Below are 19,571 nucleotides of genomic sequence, written 5' to 3'. Positions count from 1 at the left end.
TTTTGCAAATGTTAAAAAAAGGAAACAAACTATACAGCATTTTAACAGGAAGTTGTCCCAAATGCCACGAAGAGAGCATGTATGAGGATAAAAACCCGTATCATCTGGGCAAAATCTTTGATATGCACGAACGTTGCTCTACCTGTGGCACCAAGTACAAGATTGAACCTTCTTTCTTTTATGGCGCCATGTATGTTAGTTATGCCGTTGGAATTGCTTTTGCCGTAGCAGCATTTGTCATCAGCTTTTTGTTCATTGGTGCAACTTTGACCACTTCATTTATTGCCATTGTTGCCACCATGATAATTTTCATGCCACTAATTATTAGATTGTCCCGAAACATTTGGATCAATTTCTTTATCCACTTTGATTCTGAAGCAGGCAGAAAATTCAGGAAAAAGACTGCTGAAAGTATTTCTGAGTAAAACGTGCAATGTCCAATTCCGAATCTAACTCCTGACCGTCTTCTGCGAACATGTACAGTTGTTTTGCAGCAGACGGACCTATAAGAACCCCCCTTGAGCCAAATCCGTTAAGGATATGCAAGCTTTTAAACTTAGGGTGCCTACCTACCAGCGGTTTTCTATCTACCACGGTTGGTCTTACCCCAGCTACTTGGTCTACCACTTTAAAATCGCACTTTAGCACCGTTCTTAATTTAGCCAATAGTCCTTCTCTGGCACTTTCTGTTGGCAGATTGGTTTTGTCATGGCGTTCGTAATTAGCACCTACCCTATAGATATTATTCCCTTGGGGAATAATGAACACCGAAGACTTTATGGCTTTATCCTCTTTTAGATCGTGAGCTTCAATAAATACGTACTCCCCTTTGGAACCTTGCAAAGGCAAATAATTAAAAAACGGATTTTCCTTTAACCCAAAACCTTCTGCAAACACAATTTTTCGGGCAGAAAGAGCGTCGTATTCTACTCTATCATCGGTATACTGCAAACGGTTGTAATCAAAGGTTTCTTCAATCACTAAGTCTTTCTCTTGAAGGTATTTCTTGTACGAGGAGACTAATTTTTCTGTATCTATTCTTCCTGTATGGCGTACTTCCCCATAACCGAACGGAGCATCTACATGAACATTGGTATTTGCGTGAACAGATGTATTCAAAAACCTATCCAATCCTTTTTTATCGGAAGCTTCAAACCACAGGTTTTGTTCTTCAACAGAATGAAACCTTCTGTATACCGGCAGCTCATAATTTAACTTAACTCCTAACTTGCGTTCCAAATGCGCATAAAAAGCCGATGCCGTTTTCATCTGTTCCTCTGCCTGCCACGCCAACGTAAACCGTTTTAGAATAACGGGGTTATATAGGCCTCCGGCCACTACCGAAGAGGTCTGGGAACTATCTGCAATTACCCTAAAGGTTTTGTTATTCTTCTCTAGCTGCTCACAGAATGAAATACCTGCTAGGCCAAGCCCTACAATTAAATAATCTATCATACGCCAAAGGTAGAAAATTGGCAATCAAAAAAAGCGCCCCGACAAAAACTGTCAGGGCGCTCAATACTATTTGAATTGGAATATTCTTGGCTCTAGTAAGCCCACATATCTTGCTCTCTATCTCTAATGACCTCTTGGATTCTACCTGCTTCCAACAACTGGAACAGAGCATTATCTGTAATGTAATCATTTACTTTACGGTCACCATGAACATTGTCTTCTCTATAAATTACACCATTAAACCTTCTTGCGTTCAACAACATATCAAAAGAGATAGGTTGCGCAGAGTTTCTTTGGTTAAAGACTTTGGCCTCGTGCAAGATGTTTCGTGCATCTGGATACCATACCCAGAATAACTCAACCTTTGCATCACTTGGATCCATAGAGTCATCGTCTATAAAGTTAACGTCAGGAGCTACCGGGGCAATACCTAACAAACGATACTTTAATTCGCCTTGGCGCTTATCAAAATACCACATTCCTTTTATACGGTATTCCTCAATATCGGCCGCAGTTAGGTTTCTTCTCATCACATACTCAGGAGAAAGTTCTTCACCTGCATTGATCTGTTCGTAACCATAATCAGTAGTATCTACTTTTTGCAACGTACTTTGAAGGTCGCTAAATTTACGCTTATCCGTAAAATAAGAATCTGCATAAACATCTTTTAGCTTACCGTTCTTGATATTTTTCAAAAGAACATCATATAATGATCTTCTATCGTTTCCTATATCAATGGTATCTGTAGGATAATATAAAGGGAAATTTACCCTTTCATCAAGATCAATAACTTCCCAAACCGTCTTAGACCAAAGAATGTCACGATCATCTACATACCCATACTCAAGGGGAGCATCATTGTCCAAAGCTTTTTGAGCTTCGGTCTTAATGCCTATTTCCTCAGGCTTTTTGGCGTTCAAGATGTTCGCCTGGGCCATCATGGAAACTGGCAACAATGTTACTGCACCAATTACTAAAGCATTTTTCCAATTCATGTTTGTAAAATTTTAAATTACCGAGCGATCAAAAGACCGCCCGGTTTTACTAGTTTTTATTAGTTTGTGATCTCCACTACAACCGGAGATACCTTCTTCAATTTATAACTCTTGTTATTTGTAATGTAAGCTTGGATATCAAATATCTGAACAGCATCACCTCTTTTAGCTCTTTTAAGGGCAGATTTGGCGTTAGCGTTCAATTTGCTTCCGTTAACACTTACGGTAGGCTGACCTGGAACTTTGAACTTAAATCCGCTTACAGCAAGGTTCAAGTCAAAATCAAAATCTTCCAACATTGCTCCTATAGTTGCAATTTCCATGTTAGCTCTAGGCATTTTAGCACTACCTGTTTGCTTACTTACAGAACCTGCAGGTCTTGGAATATCCTTAATTCTGAATTTGTTACTAAAAGGACCTACTTTCGTACCATCACTTGTAGTACCAGATGCGGTAATTGTAACTTCACGACCTTTACCAGGAGTCATTGTGTAACTGCTTCCTTGGCGTCTCGTCAGACCAGTTGCATTTGCATTAACCTTGTTATCTGCTATTCCCGGTATGGTAATCGACATTGGATTAGCCACACCACGGTAAACAACGTTCATCTTATCTGCAGCAATCAAAGCAGCATTAGGCTTATTTATAGTTGCAAAAGTGTTTTTTACTGGTACAGGAACTTCCTCACCATCTTGCTTAAAGTACAATGTACCTTCCACTGTATGATCTCCAGGAGAACCAGCTCCAATTAACATCTTAACACCACCAGCCTCTAGTTTATAGTCAGTACCTTCAGAAAGTTTTCTTCCGTCTAACGTTAACTCAGCTTTTACAGGAGTAGAAGAGTTATCAGTTTTACTGATGATAATCTTACCGTCATACTTCTCACCGGAGTAAAAAGCAGATTTGCTAGCCTGTAATGATGTTGCAAAATTCTTAAGCGATACTTGGCTTGTTAACTCACCTTCTAACATTCTTTTAAGAGCGTCTTCTTCTGTAGCTTTAACATCTGCCTGAAGAGCAGTAATCTTGGCCAAAGAAGCTACTAAAGGATATCCTTCGTAGTGGTAGTTGATCCAATCTTGCTTAGAACCGTCTCTTTTAGTTTCTTTACCGTTCTCATCTCCAGTCTGGAAGCGAGCGTTTACAGATTCTTTCAAATCTTTTGGTACGATAGCCGATACTTGTGTACGGTAGTCATTAATTCTACTCATGAATTCCTTTCCACCTTCCGATAGATTATCTCCTTGAAAGAATTTTTGATCCAAGAAATCAGAATTATCCATTCTTGCATAGTCCTTAGCATCTTCTAAACCTTCTGTCATGCCTTGCTTAAGGCCTTCTAGATAGTCATAATACTCCTGTGACATCTGCTTGATTTTCTTTGCATCTTTATAAAGCTTTCCGTATTTCTCAGAATCTTCGGAAGCTTTAGTCTCTAGACCACTCAAGAAAGCTAGGTTACTTTCTGTAGTCTTCGCGTTAGAAGCTTCCATCTTTTCGTTCATAATACCGAAAGCTGCAAGTACTTCTTTACTCATGTTTAACGCCAGCATAGCGATGAAGATCAAATACATAAGATTGATCATCTTCTGACGTGGTGTTGCTTTTCCTCCTGCCATGTTTTTTTAATTAGATTTGATTAATTATTTGATTTGGGGTTAACTAATCTCTAATTAGTTTCTGTTCATAGCGGTTAACATACCACCGTATACTCCGTTCAATGAAGAAAGGTTAGTTGCCAAAGATTCCATTTGGTCTTTAAGAGCAGATGCATTCTGTACAACTTCTTCATTAACTGAAGCTTGTTTGCTAGCACTCTCTAATTGTACTTTGTATAAGCTGTTCAACGACTCCATTTGAGCGGCAGCCTGAACCATTTCATCAGAATACTTTCTTGTAGACTCCATAGCGTCAACAGTTGGGGCAATACCCTTAGCTGCACCTTCAAAGTTACGGATGCTAGTTCCAAGGCTTTCCATTAGGTTAGCGTCAACTCCTGCTTCTTTCAATAATTCGTCTAATTTACCAGATAACGAAGCTTCTGCTTCTTTGATTTCTTGAGCTTCGTTGCTTCTTGCAACTCCTGTTGAAGCACCACCGGCCAATTCTGGGTATACTAAAGACCAATCGTATTCATCATCTACTGGTTCAAATGCACTGATCGCAAAAATAAGTGCTTCTGTAATAAGACCTATTGCTAAAAGAAGACCACCTGTTAAAGGTCCGAACTCCCAGTGAAGAATCTTGAACAACGCACCGATAATTACTACAGATGCTCCAAGGCCGTAGGCCATGTTGAATAATTTCTTTGTTGATTTTGACTGTGCCATAATTTAAGGTTTAATTTGAAAATTAATGTTAATAAAAGATTTGGTTTACTGTTTGATTTGTTTATCGTCTTCCTCTATGGCTAGAAGAATCAGATGGTGTATTTGTATTTGTGTATTTGAAAATAACTATAATCCTAATATTACTTTTTTATTGTGTTGAATCTTCTTCACCCATATAATCCTGTACGGTTCTAAAGCCGATGTAACTACGAGCAGAATCTGCATACTCATAATCTCTGGTGCTTACCTGTAGGAAATAAGCAACATCTTTCCAAGAACCTCCACGAATTACTTTTCTTGCATTTGCCCCATCGCCACCGTTAGGGTTCATTGTAGAAACAAATTCGTAAGAATTAGGGTCATAGCTAGAATTGGTCCATTCAGACACGTTACCGGCCATGTTGTAAAGATTAAAATCGTTTGGCTCATATGATTTTGCTTCTACAGTGTATAAAGCTGCATCTGCGGCATAATCACCTCTTTGCGGTTTAAAGTTTGCCATAAAGCAACCTGTATCACTAATTACGTAAGGTCCGCCCCATGGGTAAGTTCCTCCTTCAATACCACCTCTGGCAGCATATTCCCATTCAGCTTCAGTAGGTAACCTGAATTGGTTTACAAATTGCTTGCCTTTACTTTTCTGATCATCATTCTTAAACTTGGTTCTCCAGTTACAGAAAGCTCTTGCCTGTGCCCAAGAAACACCAACTACAGGGTATTCACTATATGCGTCGTGCCAGAAATAATCATTATGCATTGGTTCGTTATACGAATATTCAAAATCACGGATCCAAACGGTAGTGTCAGGATAGATTTCAAGTTCTTCTTGACGGATAAAATCTTTTCTGCTTCCGGTTCTAGAACGAGCTGCAGCTTCAATATCCATCCAGCTATACTTGTACTTCAATTTTGTAACATCAATAGTACGCTGACCGTTATAAGACTCCTCTTCAGGAATATACAAAGAATCCATTACCTCTGTATAATACTCATCTGGATACTCAGAGATATCCCAAATAAGGTCTTGGTCCTTGTTCAAGGCACGGCCTTCAAAACCAGTTTCGCCCATACCGGCATAATTATCCAGCATGTACTTGTCATAAGCAGATAGTTTAGTGGTATCTGCGTCTTTAAACGCATACTCACCAATACCTTCATCCTCAGGCCCTAGACCCAATTCATCTGCCAATACGGCTAAACGTGTTCTGGTAATGGAATCCTGTACCCATTCTACAAACTGGCGATACTCGCTATTCGTAATCTCGGTGTCATCCATATAGAACGATCTGACCGTTACAGTCTTTGTTGGTGCGTTCAGAACTTTAGCCTGGTCCTCTTCGGATTTACCCATGATATAAGAACCTCGTGGAATGAGCTCCATCCCATAAGGTTTCTCAGGATACCACTTCTTTCCTTGGGCCCCGACTAGCTCTCCCTTTGTCTTTGATCCGCAACTGCTGAGCAAAAAAACAAACGCTATAGATGATAACAATAGCTTTTTCATACTTTAGGTTAAATTTCGATTCTGGTTATAAACTGCAAATACTATGATTTAATTCTACACTCTAAAACTGTGATTTCATCAAATTATTGTATCAATGGCAATTATACTATATTTTTTTTCAACTCAATTAAAACCTTTTTTATAGGCCTTGAACCACCGTTCAGGAATGTTTTGGTCGCACGCTTCCAAATAGTCCTTTTTAGTGCATGGTAATAACGCCGATGAATTTGATTTAGTATGCGGCGTTAGTATAGATGGAACCTCTACCCACCACCTATTAGTAAGGTGGCTCTTGTGAAAGGTAAGTTCTTCGGTATCTGTAGGAACTATATACTTTGTAAAGTTTTCGCTACTTTCAAAAGGCGATTCGTTTATTCTAAAGTTATAACCCTCGATGAAATACCAAATTATCTGGGCCATTAACTGACAGGATTGATTGGTGTTTTCCATTTCATAGACCCCAAAAATACTTACTTTGTCACTAATTCCCGAATATCTGGCTATGGCACAAATCTCTCTTCCCGTAAACCCGTTTGGCGAAAAATCATCGGATAATCCTATTTCACTGGCCCTAACCGCACGGGCATCCATACTAATCATATGTGCGTTACGCAGTACAGGTTCTGCTAAGGAAATATCCGAACCCAGCTCTCCCAAACGGTAAGCATCAAAGAAAAGACGCTCCATTAAATCTATTTCTTCCTGTGCATTAAAGTAACTCTGATATCCTATATTGGAGAAATTAAAGAGATTATTGGGCTTATCCGTAATAATCTTGCTCATATAGGAATGCGATGAAATAAGCTCATCATCCATACCAAAATCAAACCTGCTATCTACCGCGACCAAGTTTACCAAGTCTACAATACCATCAAAAGACCGGTACGCAGGATAGGTTATATCTTGTGTAGCACCTATTATTATGGGCACTATCTTTTTCTCCAAAAGTGCGGAAAGTGTATTCTTTACAACAAAATAGGTATCCTCAACTGTTGCTCCTTCTTCAATATTGCCCATATCCGCCAATGTTGAGTTCCAATTACCCAACAACAACTTGTACAACTGAATCCGTATAGCGGCAATATCTAGTTTTTCGGTTTTCTTTTCAAAGGCGTTTCTGGACTCCCTAACCCCAATAATAGCGATTGAAACATTTTCTAGGTCCGGAAGACCATCTCTTTTAGTATGTATTCTAGTATGCTTTCCCAGAGATTGGGCAGCAAACAGTTCGCAGTGGGCCATTACTTTGTCTTCTACTGGAACCAGAAAATCAAATGCCATTTATTTTGAAAGATTATATGTGTTTAAATTATAGAGACGCACGTTATGCGTCTCTTTATCTATCTTTACTACAATTGGCCAATAACCAATACCACTATACTCAAACCTATTACTTTTTTGCTTTAGGTTTGGCTTTGGGCTTGGCCTTTGCCTTTGTTTTCTTCTTTGGTGTTTTTTGCTCAATAAGTTTTTGGGCCTCTTCCAATGATATTTTGGTAGCGTCTACCGTTTTGGCCAACTCCACCTTTATTTTACCCTTTATAATATTGTGCCTACCCCACCTTGCTTTCTCTATTCGGATTCCTTCTTCTGTCCAATTTTGGACCACCTTATCTATCTCTTTCTGTTTTTTAGTCTCGATCAATTCAACAAGGTCTGCCTCAGAAAGATTATCAAAATCGTATTTTTTATTAACGTTGATGAACATACCGTCCCACTTAATAAACGGTCCAAATCTACCGGTTCCTTTGGTTACCTCTTTATCTTCATAGTGATAAATAGGGGCATCGGCCTTTTGTTTTTCTTTTATCAACTCTACCGCACGTGCAAAATCGACATCAAAGGCGCTTTCTCCTTTTTCCAACGAAACAAACTTTTTACCAAAACGCACATAAGGACCAAAACGCCCTACGTTTGCCTCTACTTCCTCCCCTTCGTAAACCCCTAATTTTCTAGGAAGTTTAAAAAGCTCCATAGCCTCCTCATAGGTAATTGTGGTTAAGGACTGATCCGGCAAAAGGCTCGCAAACTTTGGCTTTTCCTCATCATCTACAGTACCCATTTGCACCATAGGCCCAAAACGGCCTAAACGTACAGAAACCTGACGCCCTGTTTTTGGGTCCTCTCCCAAAATACGTTCGCCACTGGCACGGTCTGCATTCTCCTGAACGTCCAATACATTAGGGTGAAAGTCTTTATAGAAGTCTTTCATGACCTTCTGCCAATCTTCATCACCCTCGGCTATCTCATCAAAATCTTCCTCTACTTTAGCTGTAAAGTTATAATCTAGAATGGTTGCAAAATGACTTACCAAGAAATCGTTTACAATCATACCTATATCCGTAGGAACAAGCTTTCCTTTGTCCGAACCTACCATTTCCGATAGTTTCTTCTCCTGAACGGCACCAGCCTCTAACAATAATTGTACATAGTGTCTTTCCGTGCCTTCTACGGTTCCTTTTTCTACATATCCCCTATTCTGAATGGTAGATATAGTTGGTGCGTAGGTTGACGGTCTTCCTATTCCCAGTTCTTCCAATTTCTTAACCAAAGATGCTTCCGTAAAACGGTATGGCGGTCTTGAAAAGCGTTCGGTTGCGGTAATGTAATTGTTTTTTAAGGATTCCCCTACTTTCATGGCAGGAAGCATTCCTTCCTGTTCTTCGGCTACATCCTCTTCATCAAGCCCTTCCATATATACTTTAAGGAAACCATCAAACTTTATTACCTCTCCATTGGCCGTAAATTGCTCTGAATGGGTACTTGCCTGAATTTTTACATTGGTACGTTCCAATTGCGCATCACTCATTTGCGATGCAATGGTACGTTTCCAGATCAACTCGTACAATTTAGACTGGTCACGCTCCAATGACGGAGACTGGTTGGTTATATCCGTAGGCCTAATGGCTTCGTGAGCTTCTTGTGCCCCTTTGGATTTTCCTTTAAAGTTACGAACCGTACTATATTTTTCGCCATAATTATCTATAATGGCATCTTTTGCTGCCGATATGGCCTCACCGGAAAGATTAACACTATCCGTTCTCATGTAGGTAATAAGTCCCGCTTCATATAAACGTTGCGCCACTTGCATGGTCCTACCTACTGAAAAATATAGCTTTCTTGAAGCTTCCTGTTGTAATGTTGAAGTTGTAAAAGGTGCCGAAGGCGATTTTTTAGCCGGCTTCTTATCTAAATTACCAACCGAAAAATCCGCTCCTATATTTTCGTTCAAAAATACCTGAGCTTCTTCCTTTGAAGGGAACGTCTTGTTCAATTTTGCCGTGAACACACTACCTTCTAGCGTTTTGAATTCTGCCGATATCCTAAAAGAAGCTTCTGCGGTAAAGGCTTCAATATCTCTTTCTCGCTCAACAATAAGCCGAACGGCTACAGATTGAACCCTACCTGCCGAAAGCCCTGGCTTAATTTTTTTCCATAAAACAGGAGAAAGCTCATAACCCACCAAACGGTCTAAAACCCGTCTTGCCTGTTGGGCATTAACCAAGTTATAGTTTATTTCACGCGGATTTTCAATCGCTTTTTGAATGGCCGCCTTGGTAATGGAGTTAAAAACTATACGCTTGGTCTTATCCTTATCCAACCCTAAAGTTTCCGCTAAATGCCAAGAAATAGCCTCTCCCTCCCGGTCTTCATCACTCGCTAGCCATATAGTTTCTGCTTTTTTGGCAAGATCACCCAGTTTTTTAACTAGCGCTTTCTTATCCTTATCCACTATATATTTTGGCGCAAAATCATTCTCTACATCTACACCCAGTTCCTTGGAAGGCAAATCGGCAATGTGCCCAAAACTGGACTCTACCTTAAAATCCTTTCCTAAAAACTTTTCTATCGTTTTTGCCTTCGCGGGTGACTCTACTATTACTAAATTCTTAGCCATTCATGGTTTGTTTGATAAAACAAAAGTAATTGATTTTTTTAATTAGCTGTCATACCATATATATAAGGTATAAAAAAACACCCCTATTTTCAGGGGTGTTTTCATTTCTTAAAAATTATTTTACTTTAAGCTGAAGGTACTTAACAACCGTAGGTCATTGTTTAAGTACTTGTATTGATAGAGTACTTTGTCGCCTATCATGAGCAAAGAATCTTCCAAAGGAATAACATCATAAGTAACAACATCCTTAAAATGACTTATTAACTTCAAATCATTAACATTGGTCTTATCATATACCTTTAAACCGGAAGCACCATCGCAAACAAACAGGTTGTTTCCTTTAAAACCAATACCGTAAGGACCGTCCAAAGGATAAAACTTTTCCAACTCTGGACTGGCCAAATTGGACACGTTAACGATATATAGTCCGCTTTCCGTATTGCCACAAGAGTTTTCCCCACGAAGGGTTACAAAAGCATAATCACCATCTACAACTACCGGATCACAGGCTGTGCCATGAACAAACTCCGATATAAATTCTGGCTTATCCGGTGATGATATATCATATATATACATGCCTTGTGTACCTCCTATGAACAAAATATCTCCCTGGTTATATATGGTCTCAATTGTACCATTTACGTATACATCTTCCAAAACCTTAGGGCTATCCAAGTTGGAAATATCAAAAACACTAATGCTTGACCATTCTACCGCATACAGATAATCATCTACAATTTTAAACCGAGCCAATGACCCGCCTTGCCCCGTACCACCAGTTCTTGGAGTTATCTCCGACACTGCATCGTTCAAAGCAAAATCTATAGTGGGATCTCCACCAACACCGTATTTATCCCTAAGCTCATCTTCCGAAAGGCGTTGCGTCTTTACTTCCCAACCCACTATGGCCTCTTTGGAAGCATCAAAACCCTCATAATCATAAAAATCCGCCTCCGGCCAATCCACATCAAAACCAACGGTACACCAAAATTGCTGGTAAATAGCACCCTCTATGCGCTGCACCATTTTAATATCATTGATATTAGATATATCCATAATAACCAAATCCCCATAGCTATCCGCATACAAACGATCGTCCTTTATGGAGATATCATAATTACCTTCGAGCTTTATAAATGAAATAGCACTGGGACTTGATGGATTACTGTTATCCAAAACATGAAAGCCTCTATGCACATCGTTAACGAAAACATAATCTTGGTATGCATAAATTTTACCGGACTCTATCATTGGAACAGGTTCCGTAACATCTACGGCTTCTTCCTTAAATTCAGAGAGATTCGCAATCAAAGGTGTTGCAACATGGTACTCCTTACCCGCAACATCATCTTTATCATCACTACAGGAAACTAAAGTAACAATAGCAGTTAGCAATATAAAACACAGGTTCTTCTTCATAGTTTGGTCTTTATGTTTATTGAGGCAACCTTTACACCCTATACCTTAATAAGATACACAACAATAGAATCCGTTGCGTATGGGCAGAGAGATTTTTAAATTTCCCAATTACCTTACAATCCCATAATGATCACAAAAACAACTAGGAGCAGACCAAGGACCCACAATACGTTATTTGCACTATTAGCTCTGGCTATAGAATTCAGGAAAACAGATGAACTACTATCTAGGGAGTTGTAAAATAATATTAAATTTTACTGTCAATTTGTCACAAACCTGTTTTAAGCCCTATATTTGCTGCCCGTTATATTAGAAAGGCAACAATAGATATGGAGAAAATTATAGACGAATCGCTTCAGGGTTCCGCCCTGGCACTTGGCAAGAAAAATTCCAACAGCAAAAAACTTTATATAGAAAGTTATGGTTGCCAGATGAATTTTTCGGACAGTGAAATCGTCGCGTCCATTTTAGCCAATGAAGGTTTTAACACCACCCAAAACCTTACCGAAGCAGATTTAGTATTGGTAAATACTTGCTCCATTCGTGAGAAAGCGGAACTTACTGTTCGTAAGCGTCTGGAAAAGTTTAACGCCATTAAAAGAGACCGCCCCCATATGAAGGTGGGTGTACTTGGTTGTATGGCCGAACGTTTAAAACATCAATTTTTAGAGGAGGAAAAAATAGTGGACATGGTCGTGGGACCGGATGCCTACAAAGACCTACCCAATCTGATACAAGAAATAGAAGAGGGCCGTAATGCCGTAAACGTTATTCTTTCCAAAGACGAAACTTACGGAGATATTTCCCCCGTGCGGTTGAACACCAATGGAGTAACGGCTTACGTATCCATCACCAGAGGTTGCGATAATATGTGCACTTTCTGCGTAGTTCCTTTTACTAGAGGTCGTGAACGTAGCCGCGACCCACAATCTATCATAGACGAAGTAAACGACCTATGGAACAGAGGCTTTAAAGAGATTACCCTTTTAGGTCAAAATGTTGATAGTTACCTATGGTATGGTGGCGGATTGAAAAAAGATTTTAGCAAAGCCTCGGATATGGAAAAGGCCACTGCGGTGAACTTTTCACAATTGTTGGAAAAAGCGGCATTGGCCCAACCCAAAATGCGTATTCGGTTTTCTACTTCCAATCCACAGGACATGACCTTAGATGTTATCCACACCATGGCCAAATACAAGAACATCTGTAATTCCATTCACCTTCCGGTACAAAGTGGCAGTGATCGCATATTAAAAGAAATGAACCGTTTGCATACCCGCGAGGAGTATTTTGAACTTATTGATAATATTCGCCAAATTATTCCCGATTGTTCCATTTCACAGGATATGATCATTGGTTTCCCAACCGAAACCGAAGATGACCATAAAGACACCTTATCTTTAATGGAGTATGTAAAGTATGATTTTGGTTATATGTTCTCCTATTCTGAAAGACCCGGAACTTTGGCCGAACGAAAAATGGAGGATGACGTTCCCGAAGAAACAAAGAAGCGAAGACTATCCGAAGTTATCGCTCTTCAAAGAGAACACTGCCAAGAGCGCACACAAAGACACTTGGGTAAGGTTCAGGAAATTTTAATTGAAGGCACTTCAAAAAAATCGGACGAGCATTTCATGGGACGCAACTCACAAAATACCGTTGCCGTCTTCCCAAGAGAGCATTATAAAATCGGTGAGTTTGTTATGGTACGAATGGATGACTGTACTTCTGCCACCTTAATCGGTGAAGCCGTAGGATACTCAGACAACAACTAGAAACCAACACCCCCGAAGCACAAAGAACCATGGAAAACGTACAAGCCATAAAACAACGATTTGAGATAATTGGCAATGACCCAAAACTCAACCGTGCTATAGAAAAAGCCATACAAGTAGCCCCTACGGATATTTCTGTCCTTGTAACAGGTGAAAGCGGTGTGGGTAAAGAGGCCATTCCTAAAATAATCCATTCCCTATCCCATAGAAAACATGCCAAATATATTGCCGTAAACTGTGGAGCCATTCCAGAAGGCACTATAGATAGTGAGCTTTTTGGTCATGAAAAGGGCGCTTTTACCGGAGCCACACAAACCCGAAGCGGTTATTTTGAAGTTGCTGATGGCGGAACCATTTTTTTGGATGAAGTAGGAGAATTACCCCTTACCACCCAGGTTAGATTATTAAGGGTTCTTGAAAACGGTGAATTTCTAAAAGTGGGGTCATCCCAAGTACAAAAGACCAATGTGCGCATTGTAGCGGCAACAAACGTAAACATGTTCGATGCCATTAAAAAAGAAAAATTTAGGGAAGACCTTTATTATAGGTTAAGTACAGTAGAAATTAATATTCCACCGCTACGGGAAAGACAAGGAGACATACATTTACTCTTTAGAAAATTTGCTTCGGATTTTGGACAGAAGTACAAGATGCCTACTATTCGTCTAGATGATGATGCGGTAGACCTTTTGTTAAAATACAGATGGCCTGGTAACATTCGTCAATTACGGAACATTGCCGAACAAGTTTCCGTCCTTGAAGAAAGTAGAAGTGTATCTTGGTCTACCCTAAACGGTTACCTTCCAAATTCCAACAATACTAATTTACCTGCCGTCATTGGTCAAAAAAAGGCAGAAAGCGATTTCAGTAATGAAAGGGAGATTCTTTACAAGGTTCTTTTTGACATGAAAAGCGACCTAAACGATTTAAAGAAACTCACCTTGGAGTTAATGAAGAACAATGATGGTGAAAAAGTTCAAGAAGAGAACGAAGGCCTGATCAGAAAAATTTATGGCGACCATGACGAAGCGGTAGAAGAAGAGGAGCGTACGCCATTAGAAGTGTTACACCTTCCCGAACCACGGATAGAAAAGCCCGTTAGCAAACCTACCGTAGAGGACAAGTACCATTTTGCCGAAGAAATTCAAGAAGAAGAAACCTTATCTTTACAGGAAAAGGAAGTAGAACTCATAAAAAAATCCTTGGAACGCAACCGTGGTAAAAGAAAAGCCGCAGCAGCAGAACTAGGAATATCGGAGCGAACACTTTACCGTAAAATAAAACAGTACGATTTATAACAGACCTAGAACACTACATTAGTGTTTTATGCCGTAACAACTTTAATATACATAGTACTTTGAAAAAGAATTTATACTTAGCCTTCAGCCTCATTCTGATCCTTTCGCTTAATGGATGTGGTGTTTACAATTTTACAGGAGGTAATGTAGGTACCGCCACTACATTTACGGTACCTAGGTTTCAAAATTACGCTACCCAAAACCCTGGTTCTACTTTTGAACCCGGACTGGAAAGAGATTTTACCTTGGCGCTCCAAGATCGTATTTTAAACCAAACCAGTCTTGACTTGACCTCCTCAAACGGCGATTTGTTGTATGAAGGCGAAATAGTTGAGTTCCGCATATCTCCAATGAGTGCAACAGCACAACAAACTGCGGCACAGAACCGGTTGTCCATGGCGGTTAAAGTCCGCTTTTACAATAAAACAAAGGAAGATGCAGATTTTGACCAGCGCTTTTCATTTTTCTATGATTACCCCGCAAACTCACAGCTGTCCGCCGTAAAGACCGAAGCCTTGGAAGTTATTTTTGAACGGATAACCCAAGATATATTCAACGCTTCCTTGGCAGATTGGTAAATGGTTTTCTAACTTATAGGTCCAAAAGAACAAGAATACGCAGTATTACCCGTAACCCAACACAATGAACGTACAAGATTTTACATACCTTTTACAGCACCCGGACAAAGTGGTATCTCCACTTCAGACCAAACAACTGGAAGAGGTTTTGGAAGATTACCCGTACTTTCAGGCCGCACGCGCATTACAACTAAAGGGGCTAAAAAACCTAAACAGTTTTAAATACAACAATGCACTAAAAATAACCGCCGCATATACTACGGATCGCGATGTTCTTTTTGACTTTATTACTTCTGAGGAATTTTTACAGAATACCATTGCCGATAAAATTTCGGGCAAAGCCACAACACTAGTTGAAACTGAAATTATTTCGGAGGAAATAGAGACCGCCAAAAACGAAAGCAGCCCAGTAGAAATTCCTATTCCGCTAACATCCGCAGATGCTGACAAATTATTGGACCCAAAACTCTTTCAATCTAAAGACCCTAAGATTGATGAAGAAATAGCGGAAGCCAAAAGAAAAGCTTCGGAAAAATTAGAATTGGGAGAACCCCTACCCTTTACCAAAAGGGAAAAATACTCGTTCGCAGAATGGCTTCAGCTTACCACCTTTACATCTGTTAAAAGAGAAGAGCAAAACACAGCTGCAGAAAAAACTATTAAAGAAGAACCTGAACCTATTGCATTTCCCTTAGAAGAGGAAATCCTTAAAAGGAAAAAGTTTGACCTTATTGACAAGTTCATTGCAGAAAACCCAAAAATAAAACCCAACAAAGACGTTCAAAAGATTGCTATAGAAAGCTCTGTTACGCTTGACAAAAAGGAACTGATGACCGAAACCTTGGCAAAGGTTTACCTAGAGCAAAAAAAGTATAAAAAGGCCATTCAATCTTATAAAATTTTAAGTTTGAAATATCCGGAAAAAAGTGGTTTCTTTGCAGACCGAATTAAAGCGGTAGAAAAATTACAACAAGAAAATAAGTAAGGCATTATGAGTACGTTCACCATTTTTTTAATCCTTATTATTATAGTTTGCTTTTTGCTAATACTAGTCATCATGGTTCAAAACCCTAAAGGTGGTGGGTTGTCATCTTCTTTTGGTGGCGGTGGCAGTCAAATTGTTGGCGGTGTAAAAAAGACAGGAGATTTCTTGGACAAAAGTACTTGGACCTTATCCATTTTACTTGTTGTTCTTATCCTAGCCTCTAACGTTGCCCTTAAAGGAAACTTTAGTGACACAGACTCAAAATTACTGAATGGAGACGGCATTGAGACCGTTGTTCCAGAAACAGTACCGGAAGCTTTACCGGAACAGGTTCCTGAACCAGCAAGTTCTCCTGCCGATAGTTTATAAAATAACTTACATTCATACACAAAAATGCCAGCTTAGTGACAAGCTGGCATTTTTGGTTTAACAATGTGTCAGTTTTCCCGTAATGGCATAATTTCTGCCTAGTACCACCTGAGAATATAATTTTTCAAACTAAAAACTAAAAATATGGCAAAAGTGAACATTAAACCATTGGCGGATAGGGTTCTTATTGAACCTATGGCTGCCGAAACCAAAACAGCATCAGGTATCTACATTCCAGATACTGCCAAAGAAAAACCTCAACAAGGTAAAATAGTTGCCGTTGGACCTGGTACCAAAGACGAGCAAGTAACAGTTAAAGTTGGTGATACTGTTTTATATGGTAAATACGCAGGCACTGAGCTTAAGCTTGAAGGCGTTGATTACCTTATGATGCGTGAAAGTGACGTTTTAGCAATCATATAGTTTCTTTCACATTCCATTAACCACTGGAATTTTCAAGGAAGTACATAAGATAAATTCAAAAGACTCTCACTTTGGTGAGAAAAACTAATACTAATATTTATTATGGCAAAAGATATAAAGTTTGACATTGATGCACGCGACGGCCTTAGAAGAGGCGTTGATGCATTGGCAGATGCAGTTAAAGTAACATTAGGTCCTAAAGGTAGAAACGTAATCATCAGCAAATCCTTTGGTGCTCCACAGGTAACCAAGGATGGTGTTACGGTAGCAAAAGAAATTGAGTTGGCAGACCCTCTAGAAAACATGGGTGCCCAGATGGTTAAAGAAGTTGCTTCTAAAACCAATGACCTTGCGGGAGACGGTACTACTACAGCTACAGTTTTGGCTCAAGCTATTGTTAAAGAAGGCTTGAAAAACGTTGCTGCCGGCGCAAACCCAATGGATTTGAAGAGAGGTATTGACAAAGCAGTTGAAGCTATTGTTGAAAACTTGGCCAAGCAATCTAAAAAGGTTGGTGATTCTTCAGAAAAAATAAAGCAAGTGGCTTCTATTTCTGCCAACAATGACGAAACTATTGGTGACTTGATCGCCCAGGCTTTTGGAAAAGTTGGTAAAGAAGGTGTAATTACCGTTGAAGAAGCAAAAGGTACCGACACATACGTAGATGTTGTTGAAGGTATGCAATTTGACAGAGGTTACCTTTCTCCATACTTTGTTACGGATTCAGAAAAAATGGTTTCTGACCTAGAAAACCCTTACATCTTATTATTTGATAAGAAGATTTCTTCTATGAAGGATTTACTTCCTGTATTGGAGCCAGTTGCCCAATCCGGAAAACCTTTATTGATCATTGCAGAAGATGTTGATGGTGAAGCATTGGCTACTTTGGTAGTAAACAAATTAAGAGGTTCTTTAAAAATTGCAGCTGTTAAAGCTCCAGGTTTTGGTGACCGTAGAAAAGCAATGTTAGAAGACATCGCTATCCTAACAGGTGGTACGGTTATTTCTGAAGAAAGAGGTTTCTCTTTGGACAATACTACACTAGACATGTTGGGTACTTGTGAAAAAGTACAGATAGACAAAGACAATACAACTATCGTAAACGGTGGCGGTGTTGCAAAAGATATCAAGACTAGAGTAAACCAGATCAAATCTCAAATTGAGACCACTACATCTGATTACGATAAAGAAAAACTTCAAGAGCGCTTGGCCAAGTTGGCCGGTGGTGTTGCCGTGCTTTACGTAGGTGCTGCATCAGAAGTTGAAATGAAAGAAAAGAAAGACCGTGTAGATGACGCCTTACATGCAACAAGAGCTGCTGTAGAAGAAGGTATCGTTGCCGGTGGTGGTGTTGCCTTGGTTAGAGCTAAAGCAGTTCTTTCTAAAGTTGCTACAGAAAATGAGGACGAAGCTACAGGTCTACAGATTGTTGCCCGTGCCATTGAAGCACCGTTAAGAACTATCGTTTCTAACGCAGGTGGTGAAGGTTCAGTTGTAATTGCTAAAATCCTTGAAGGTAAAGGAGATTACGGTTACGATGCTAAATCCGAGAAATATGTTGAAATGACAAAAGCCGGTATTATCGATCCTAAGAAAGTAACTCGTGTTGCATTGGAGAATGCTGCATCTGTTGCCGGTATGATCTTAACTACCGAGTGTGCATTGACCGATATTAAAGAAGATGCTCCTGCTGCACCACCAATGGGTGGAGGCGGAATGCCAGGCATGATGTAGTGGCGAGCCGCCACAGGCAATTTTTAGCTTGTTTGCGGACGACATATATTATAATTAAAGCTGCTCTTGAAACTTCAAGAGCAGCTTTTTTTTAATGCACTTATACCAACAAAAAAACCACCTTCTTTATTTACAGAAGGTGGTTTTCATGTCCGAACGGTAAGCGCCTATTCCAGGCCGTAACCTAACTACTTCTTACGAGGAGCAGCTTTCGGAGCAGCCTTTTTACCAGCTTTCGCTGCTAACGGCTTAGCAGATGATTTACCTGCATTTTTTGCTTGTGCCATGATTTTCGTGTGTTAAATAAAACTAATCTAAGGTAGATCAGTTTTTGATCCATGATATTTTCATTGGGAAAAAATTAACTAAAATTTTTTAGCCACTTTAACCTTGCCCCCACACTTTTAACACCCTAGCCATTAGACACTTAAATATTAATGATCAGCACCATCATCTGAATTATCGTCCCTATACCTACAACATGGGTGCACACTTTCGTAAGCTTCCTCTGTAGCTTTCAATTCTTTGGTATCGTGGCCTACTGCTACAATAGCAGTCTTTATTTTCATGGGGTCTGTTTTACGCTCATCCATAATAACCGCCAATTGATGCGTTGGTATATCCCACGAGGCATACTTTACCCCTTTTACATTAAGTGCCGCTTCCTCTATCCGTTCTTTGCACATGGCACATTTTCCATTAACGTCAAAGGTCATTTTCTTATTCTTTTCCTGAGCAAAGGTCACTAGAGTAAATAGGGCCATCGCCATTGATAAAACTGTAGTTTTCATTTGTATATGTATTA

General features: G+C 39.6%; 17 protein-coding genes. 8 read left to right on the top strand and 9 right to left on the bottom strand.

The genetic code is table 11. The features are described from left to right. The first annotated feature begins 8 nt into the window (after nt 1-8). A complete protein-coding gene (locus KO513_RS13905) occupies nt 9-425 on the top strand; it encodes a DUF983 domain-containing protein (protein ID WP_215913855.1) in 417 nt (138 codons plus the stop codon). On the opposite strand, the gene KO513_RS13900 is transcribed toward KO513_RS13905, so the two are convergent. From KO513_RS13900 to KO513_RS13865, 8 genes are all read right to left on the bottom strand, one after another. After that, on the bottom strand, nt 391-1,455 hold the full coding sequence (locus KO513_RS13900) for an NAD(P)/FAD-dependent oxidoreductase (RefSeq protein ID WP_215913854.1): 1,065 nt from the start codon (nt 1,453-1,455) through the stop codon (nt 391-393). The genes KO513_RS13905 and KO513_RS13900 overlap by 35 nt on opposite strands. A gap of 92 nt (nt 1,456-1,547) precedes the next feature. After that, nucleotides 1,548-2,450, bottom strand: coding sequence for a type IX secretion system protein PorN/GldN (gene gldN / locus KO513_RS13895; RefSeq protein WP_215437954.1), 903 nt, complete (start codon nt 2,448-2,450; stop codon nt 1,548-1,550). Between the two features lie 59 nt (nt 2,451-2,509). Next, complete coding sequence (gene gldM / locus KO513_RS13890; protein WP_215913853.1) at nt 2,510-4,072, bottom strand: type IX secretion system protein PorM/GldM; 1,563 nt, start codon at nt 4,070-4,072, stop codon at nt 2,510-2,512. A gap of 54 nt (nt 4,073-4,126) precedes the next feature. Further along, a complete protein-coding gene (gene gldL, locus KO513_RS13885; RefSeq protein ID WP_215437948.1) occupies nt 4,127-4,783 on the bottom strand; it encodes a T9SS inner membrane protein PorL/GldL in 657 nt (218 codons plus the stop codon). Between the two features lie 148 nt (nt 4,784-4,931). After that, nucleotides 4,932-6,287: a type IX secretion system lipoprotein PorK/GldK gene (gene gldK / locus KO513_RS13880; protein ID WP_215437945.1), complete on the bottom strand. Its 1,356-nt coding sequence runs from the start codon at nt 6,285-6,287 to the stop codon at nt 4,932-4,934. 123 nt (nt 6,288-6,410) lie between these two features. Beyond that, on the bottom strand, nt 6,411-7,568 hold the full coding sequence (locus KO513_RS13875; RefSeq protein ID WP_215437942.1) for a formimidoylglutamase: 1,158 nt from the start codon (nt 7,566-7,568) through the stop codon (nt 6,411-6,413). 109 nt (nt 7,569-7,677) lie between these two features. Next, complete coding sequence (topA, locus tag KO513_RS13870) at nt 7,678-10,185, bottom strand: type I DNA topoisomerase (RefSeq protein WP_215913852.1); 2,508 nt, start codon at nt 10,183-10,185, stop codon at nt 7,678-7,680. Between the two features lie 120 nt (nt 10,186-10,305). After that, entirely contained in the window at nt 10,306-11,604 is a 1,299-nt protein-coding gene (locus KO513_RS13865; RefSeq protein ID WP_215913851.1) for an LVIVD repeat-containing protein, read from the bottom strand. Nucleotides 11,605-11,933: 329 nt separating this feature from the next. On the opposite strand from KO513_RS13865, the gene miaB reads away from it, so the two are divergent. The 7 genes from miaB (at nt 11,934) to groL (ending at nt 18,766) form a co-directional block, all read left to right on the top strand. Beyond that, complete coding sequence (gene miaB / locus KO513_RS13860) at nt 11,934-13,379, top strand: tRNA (N6-isopentenyl adenosine(37)-C2)-methylthiotransferase MiaB (protein WP_215913850.1); 1,446 nt, start codon at nt 11,934-11,936, stop codon at nt 13,377-13,379. Nucleotides 13,380-13,408: 29 nt separating this feature from the next. Next, complete coding sequence (locus KO513_RS13855) at nt 13,409-14,677, top strand: sigma 54-interacting transcriptional regulator (protein WP_215437930.1); 1,269 nt, start codon at nt 13,409-13,411, stop codon at nt 14,675-14,677. Between the two features lie 59 nt (nt 14,678-14,736). Next, nucleotides 14,737-15,255, top strand: a complete 519-nt coding sequence (locus KO513_RS13850) for an LptE family protein (protein ID WP_215913849.1) — start codon at nt 14,737-14,739, stop codon at nt 15,253-15,255. A gap of 64 nt (nt 15,256-15,319) precedes the next feature. Beyond that, the gene (locus KO513_RS13845; RefSeq protein ID WP_215913848.1) at nt 15,320-16,240 is read left to right on the top strand and encodes a hypothetical protein; all 921 of its coding nucleotides are present in this window, start codon (nt 15,320-15,322) and stop codon (nt 16,238-16,240) included. A gap of 6 nt (nt 16,241-16,246) precedes the next feature. After that, on the top strand, nt 16,247-16,609 hold the full coding sequence (gene secG / locus KO513_RS13840; RefSeq protein ID WP_215913847.1) for a preprotein translocase subunit SecG: 363 nt from the start codon (nt 16,247-16,249) through the stop codon (nt 16,607-16,609). 144 nt (nt 16,610-16,753) lie between these two features. Continuing rightward, entirely contained in the window at nt 16,754-17,032 is a 279-nt protein-coding gene (locus KO513_RS13835) for a co-chaperone GroES (RefSeq protein WP_194525858.1), read from the top strand. 102 nt (nt 17,033-17,134) lie between these two features. After that, nucleotides 17,135-18,766 carry a chaperonin GroEL gene (gene groL, locus KO513_RS13830; protein WP_215437917.1) on the top strand — a complete coding sequence of 544 codons (1,632 nt, stop codon included), beginning with the start codon at nt 17,135-17,137 and terminating at the stop codon, nt 18,764-18,766. 434 nt (nt 18,767-19,200) lie between these two features. Here the strand turns inward: groL and KO513_RS13825 are convergent, their stop codons facing one another. After that, complete coding sequence (locus tag KO513_RS13825; protein WP_215913846.1) at nt 19,201-19,557, bottom strand: heavy-metal-associated domain-containing protein; 357 nt, start codon at nt 19,555-19,557, stop codon at nt 19,201-19,203. Nucleotides 19,558-19,571: the final 14 nt, after the last annotated feature.

This window comes from Zobellia sp. B3R18, from assembly GCF_018860715.1.
Taxonomy (GTDB): domain Bacteria; phylum Bacteroidota; class Bacteroidia; order Flavobacteriales; family Flavobacteriaceae; genus Zobellia; species Zobellia russellii.
This window is presented reverse-complemented; position numbering and strand designations above follow the sequence as displayed.

Coding starts and splice junctions, on each gene's coding strand:
- gldM (WP_215913853.1), bottom strand. CDS start 4,072: ATGGCAGGAGGAAAAGCAACACCACGTCAGAAGATGATCAATCTTATG.
- topA (WP_215913852.1), bottom strand. CDS start 10,185: ATGGCTAAGAATTTAGTAATAGTAGAGTCACCCGCGAAGGCAAAAACG.
- KO513_RS13900 (WP_215913854.1), bottom strand. CDS start 1,455: ATGATAGATTATTTAATTGTAGGGCTTGGCCTAGCAGGTATTTCATTC.
- KO513_RS13835 (WP_194525858.1), top strand. CDS start 16,754: ATGGCAAAAGTGAACATTAAACCATTGGCGGATAGGGTTCTTATTGAA.
- gldL (WP_215437948.1), bottom strand. CDS start 4,783: ATGGCACAGTCAAAATCAACAAAGAAATTATTCAACATGGCCTACGGC.
- KO513_RS13905 (WP_215913855.1), top strand. CDS start 9: ATGTTAAAAAAAGGAAACAAACTATACAGCATTTTAACAGGAAGTTGT.
- groL (WP_215437917.1), top strand. CDS start 17,135: ATGGCAAAAGATATAAAGTTTGACATTGATGCACGCGACGGCCTTAGA.
- KO513_RS13855 (WP_215437930.1), top strand. CDS start 13,409: ATGGAAAACGTACAAGCCATAAAACAACGATTTGAGATAATTGGCAAT.
- gldK (WP_215437945.1), bottom strand. CDS start 6,287: ATGAAAAAGCTATTGTTATCATCTATAGCGTTTGTTTTTTTGCTCAGC.
- KO513_RS13875 (WP_215437942.1), bottom strand. CDS start 7,568: ATGGCATTTGATTTTCTGGTTCCAGTAGAAGACAAAGTAATGGCCCAC.
- miaB (WP_215913850.1), top strand. CDS start 11,934: ATGGAGAAAATTATAGACGAATCGCTTCAGGGTTCCGCCCTGGCACTT.
- KO513_RS13865 (WP_215913851.1), bottom strand. CDS start 11,604: ATGAAGAAGAACCTGTGTTTTATATTGCTAACTGCTATTGTTACTTTA.
- KO513_RS13845 (WP_215913848.1), top strand. CDS start 15,320: ATGAACGTACAAGATTTTACATACCTTTTACAGCACCCGGACAAAGTG.
- gldN (WP_215437954.1), bottom strand. CDS start 2,450: ATGAATTGGAAAAATGCTTTAGTAATTGGTGCAGTAACATTGTTGCCA.
- secG (WP_215913847.1), top strand. CDS start 16,247: ATGAGTACGTTCACCATTTTTTTAATCCTTATTATTATAGTTTGCTTT.
- KO513_RS13825 (WP_215913846.1), bottom strand. CDS start 19,557: ATGAAAACTACAGTTTTATCAATGGCGATGGCCCTATTTACTCTAGTG.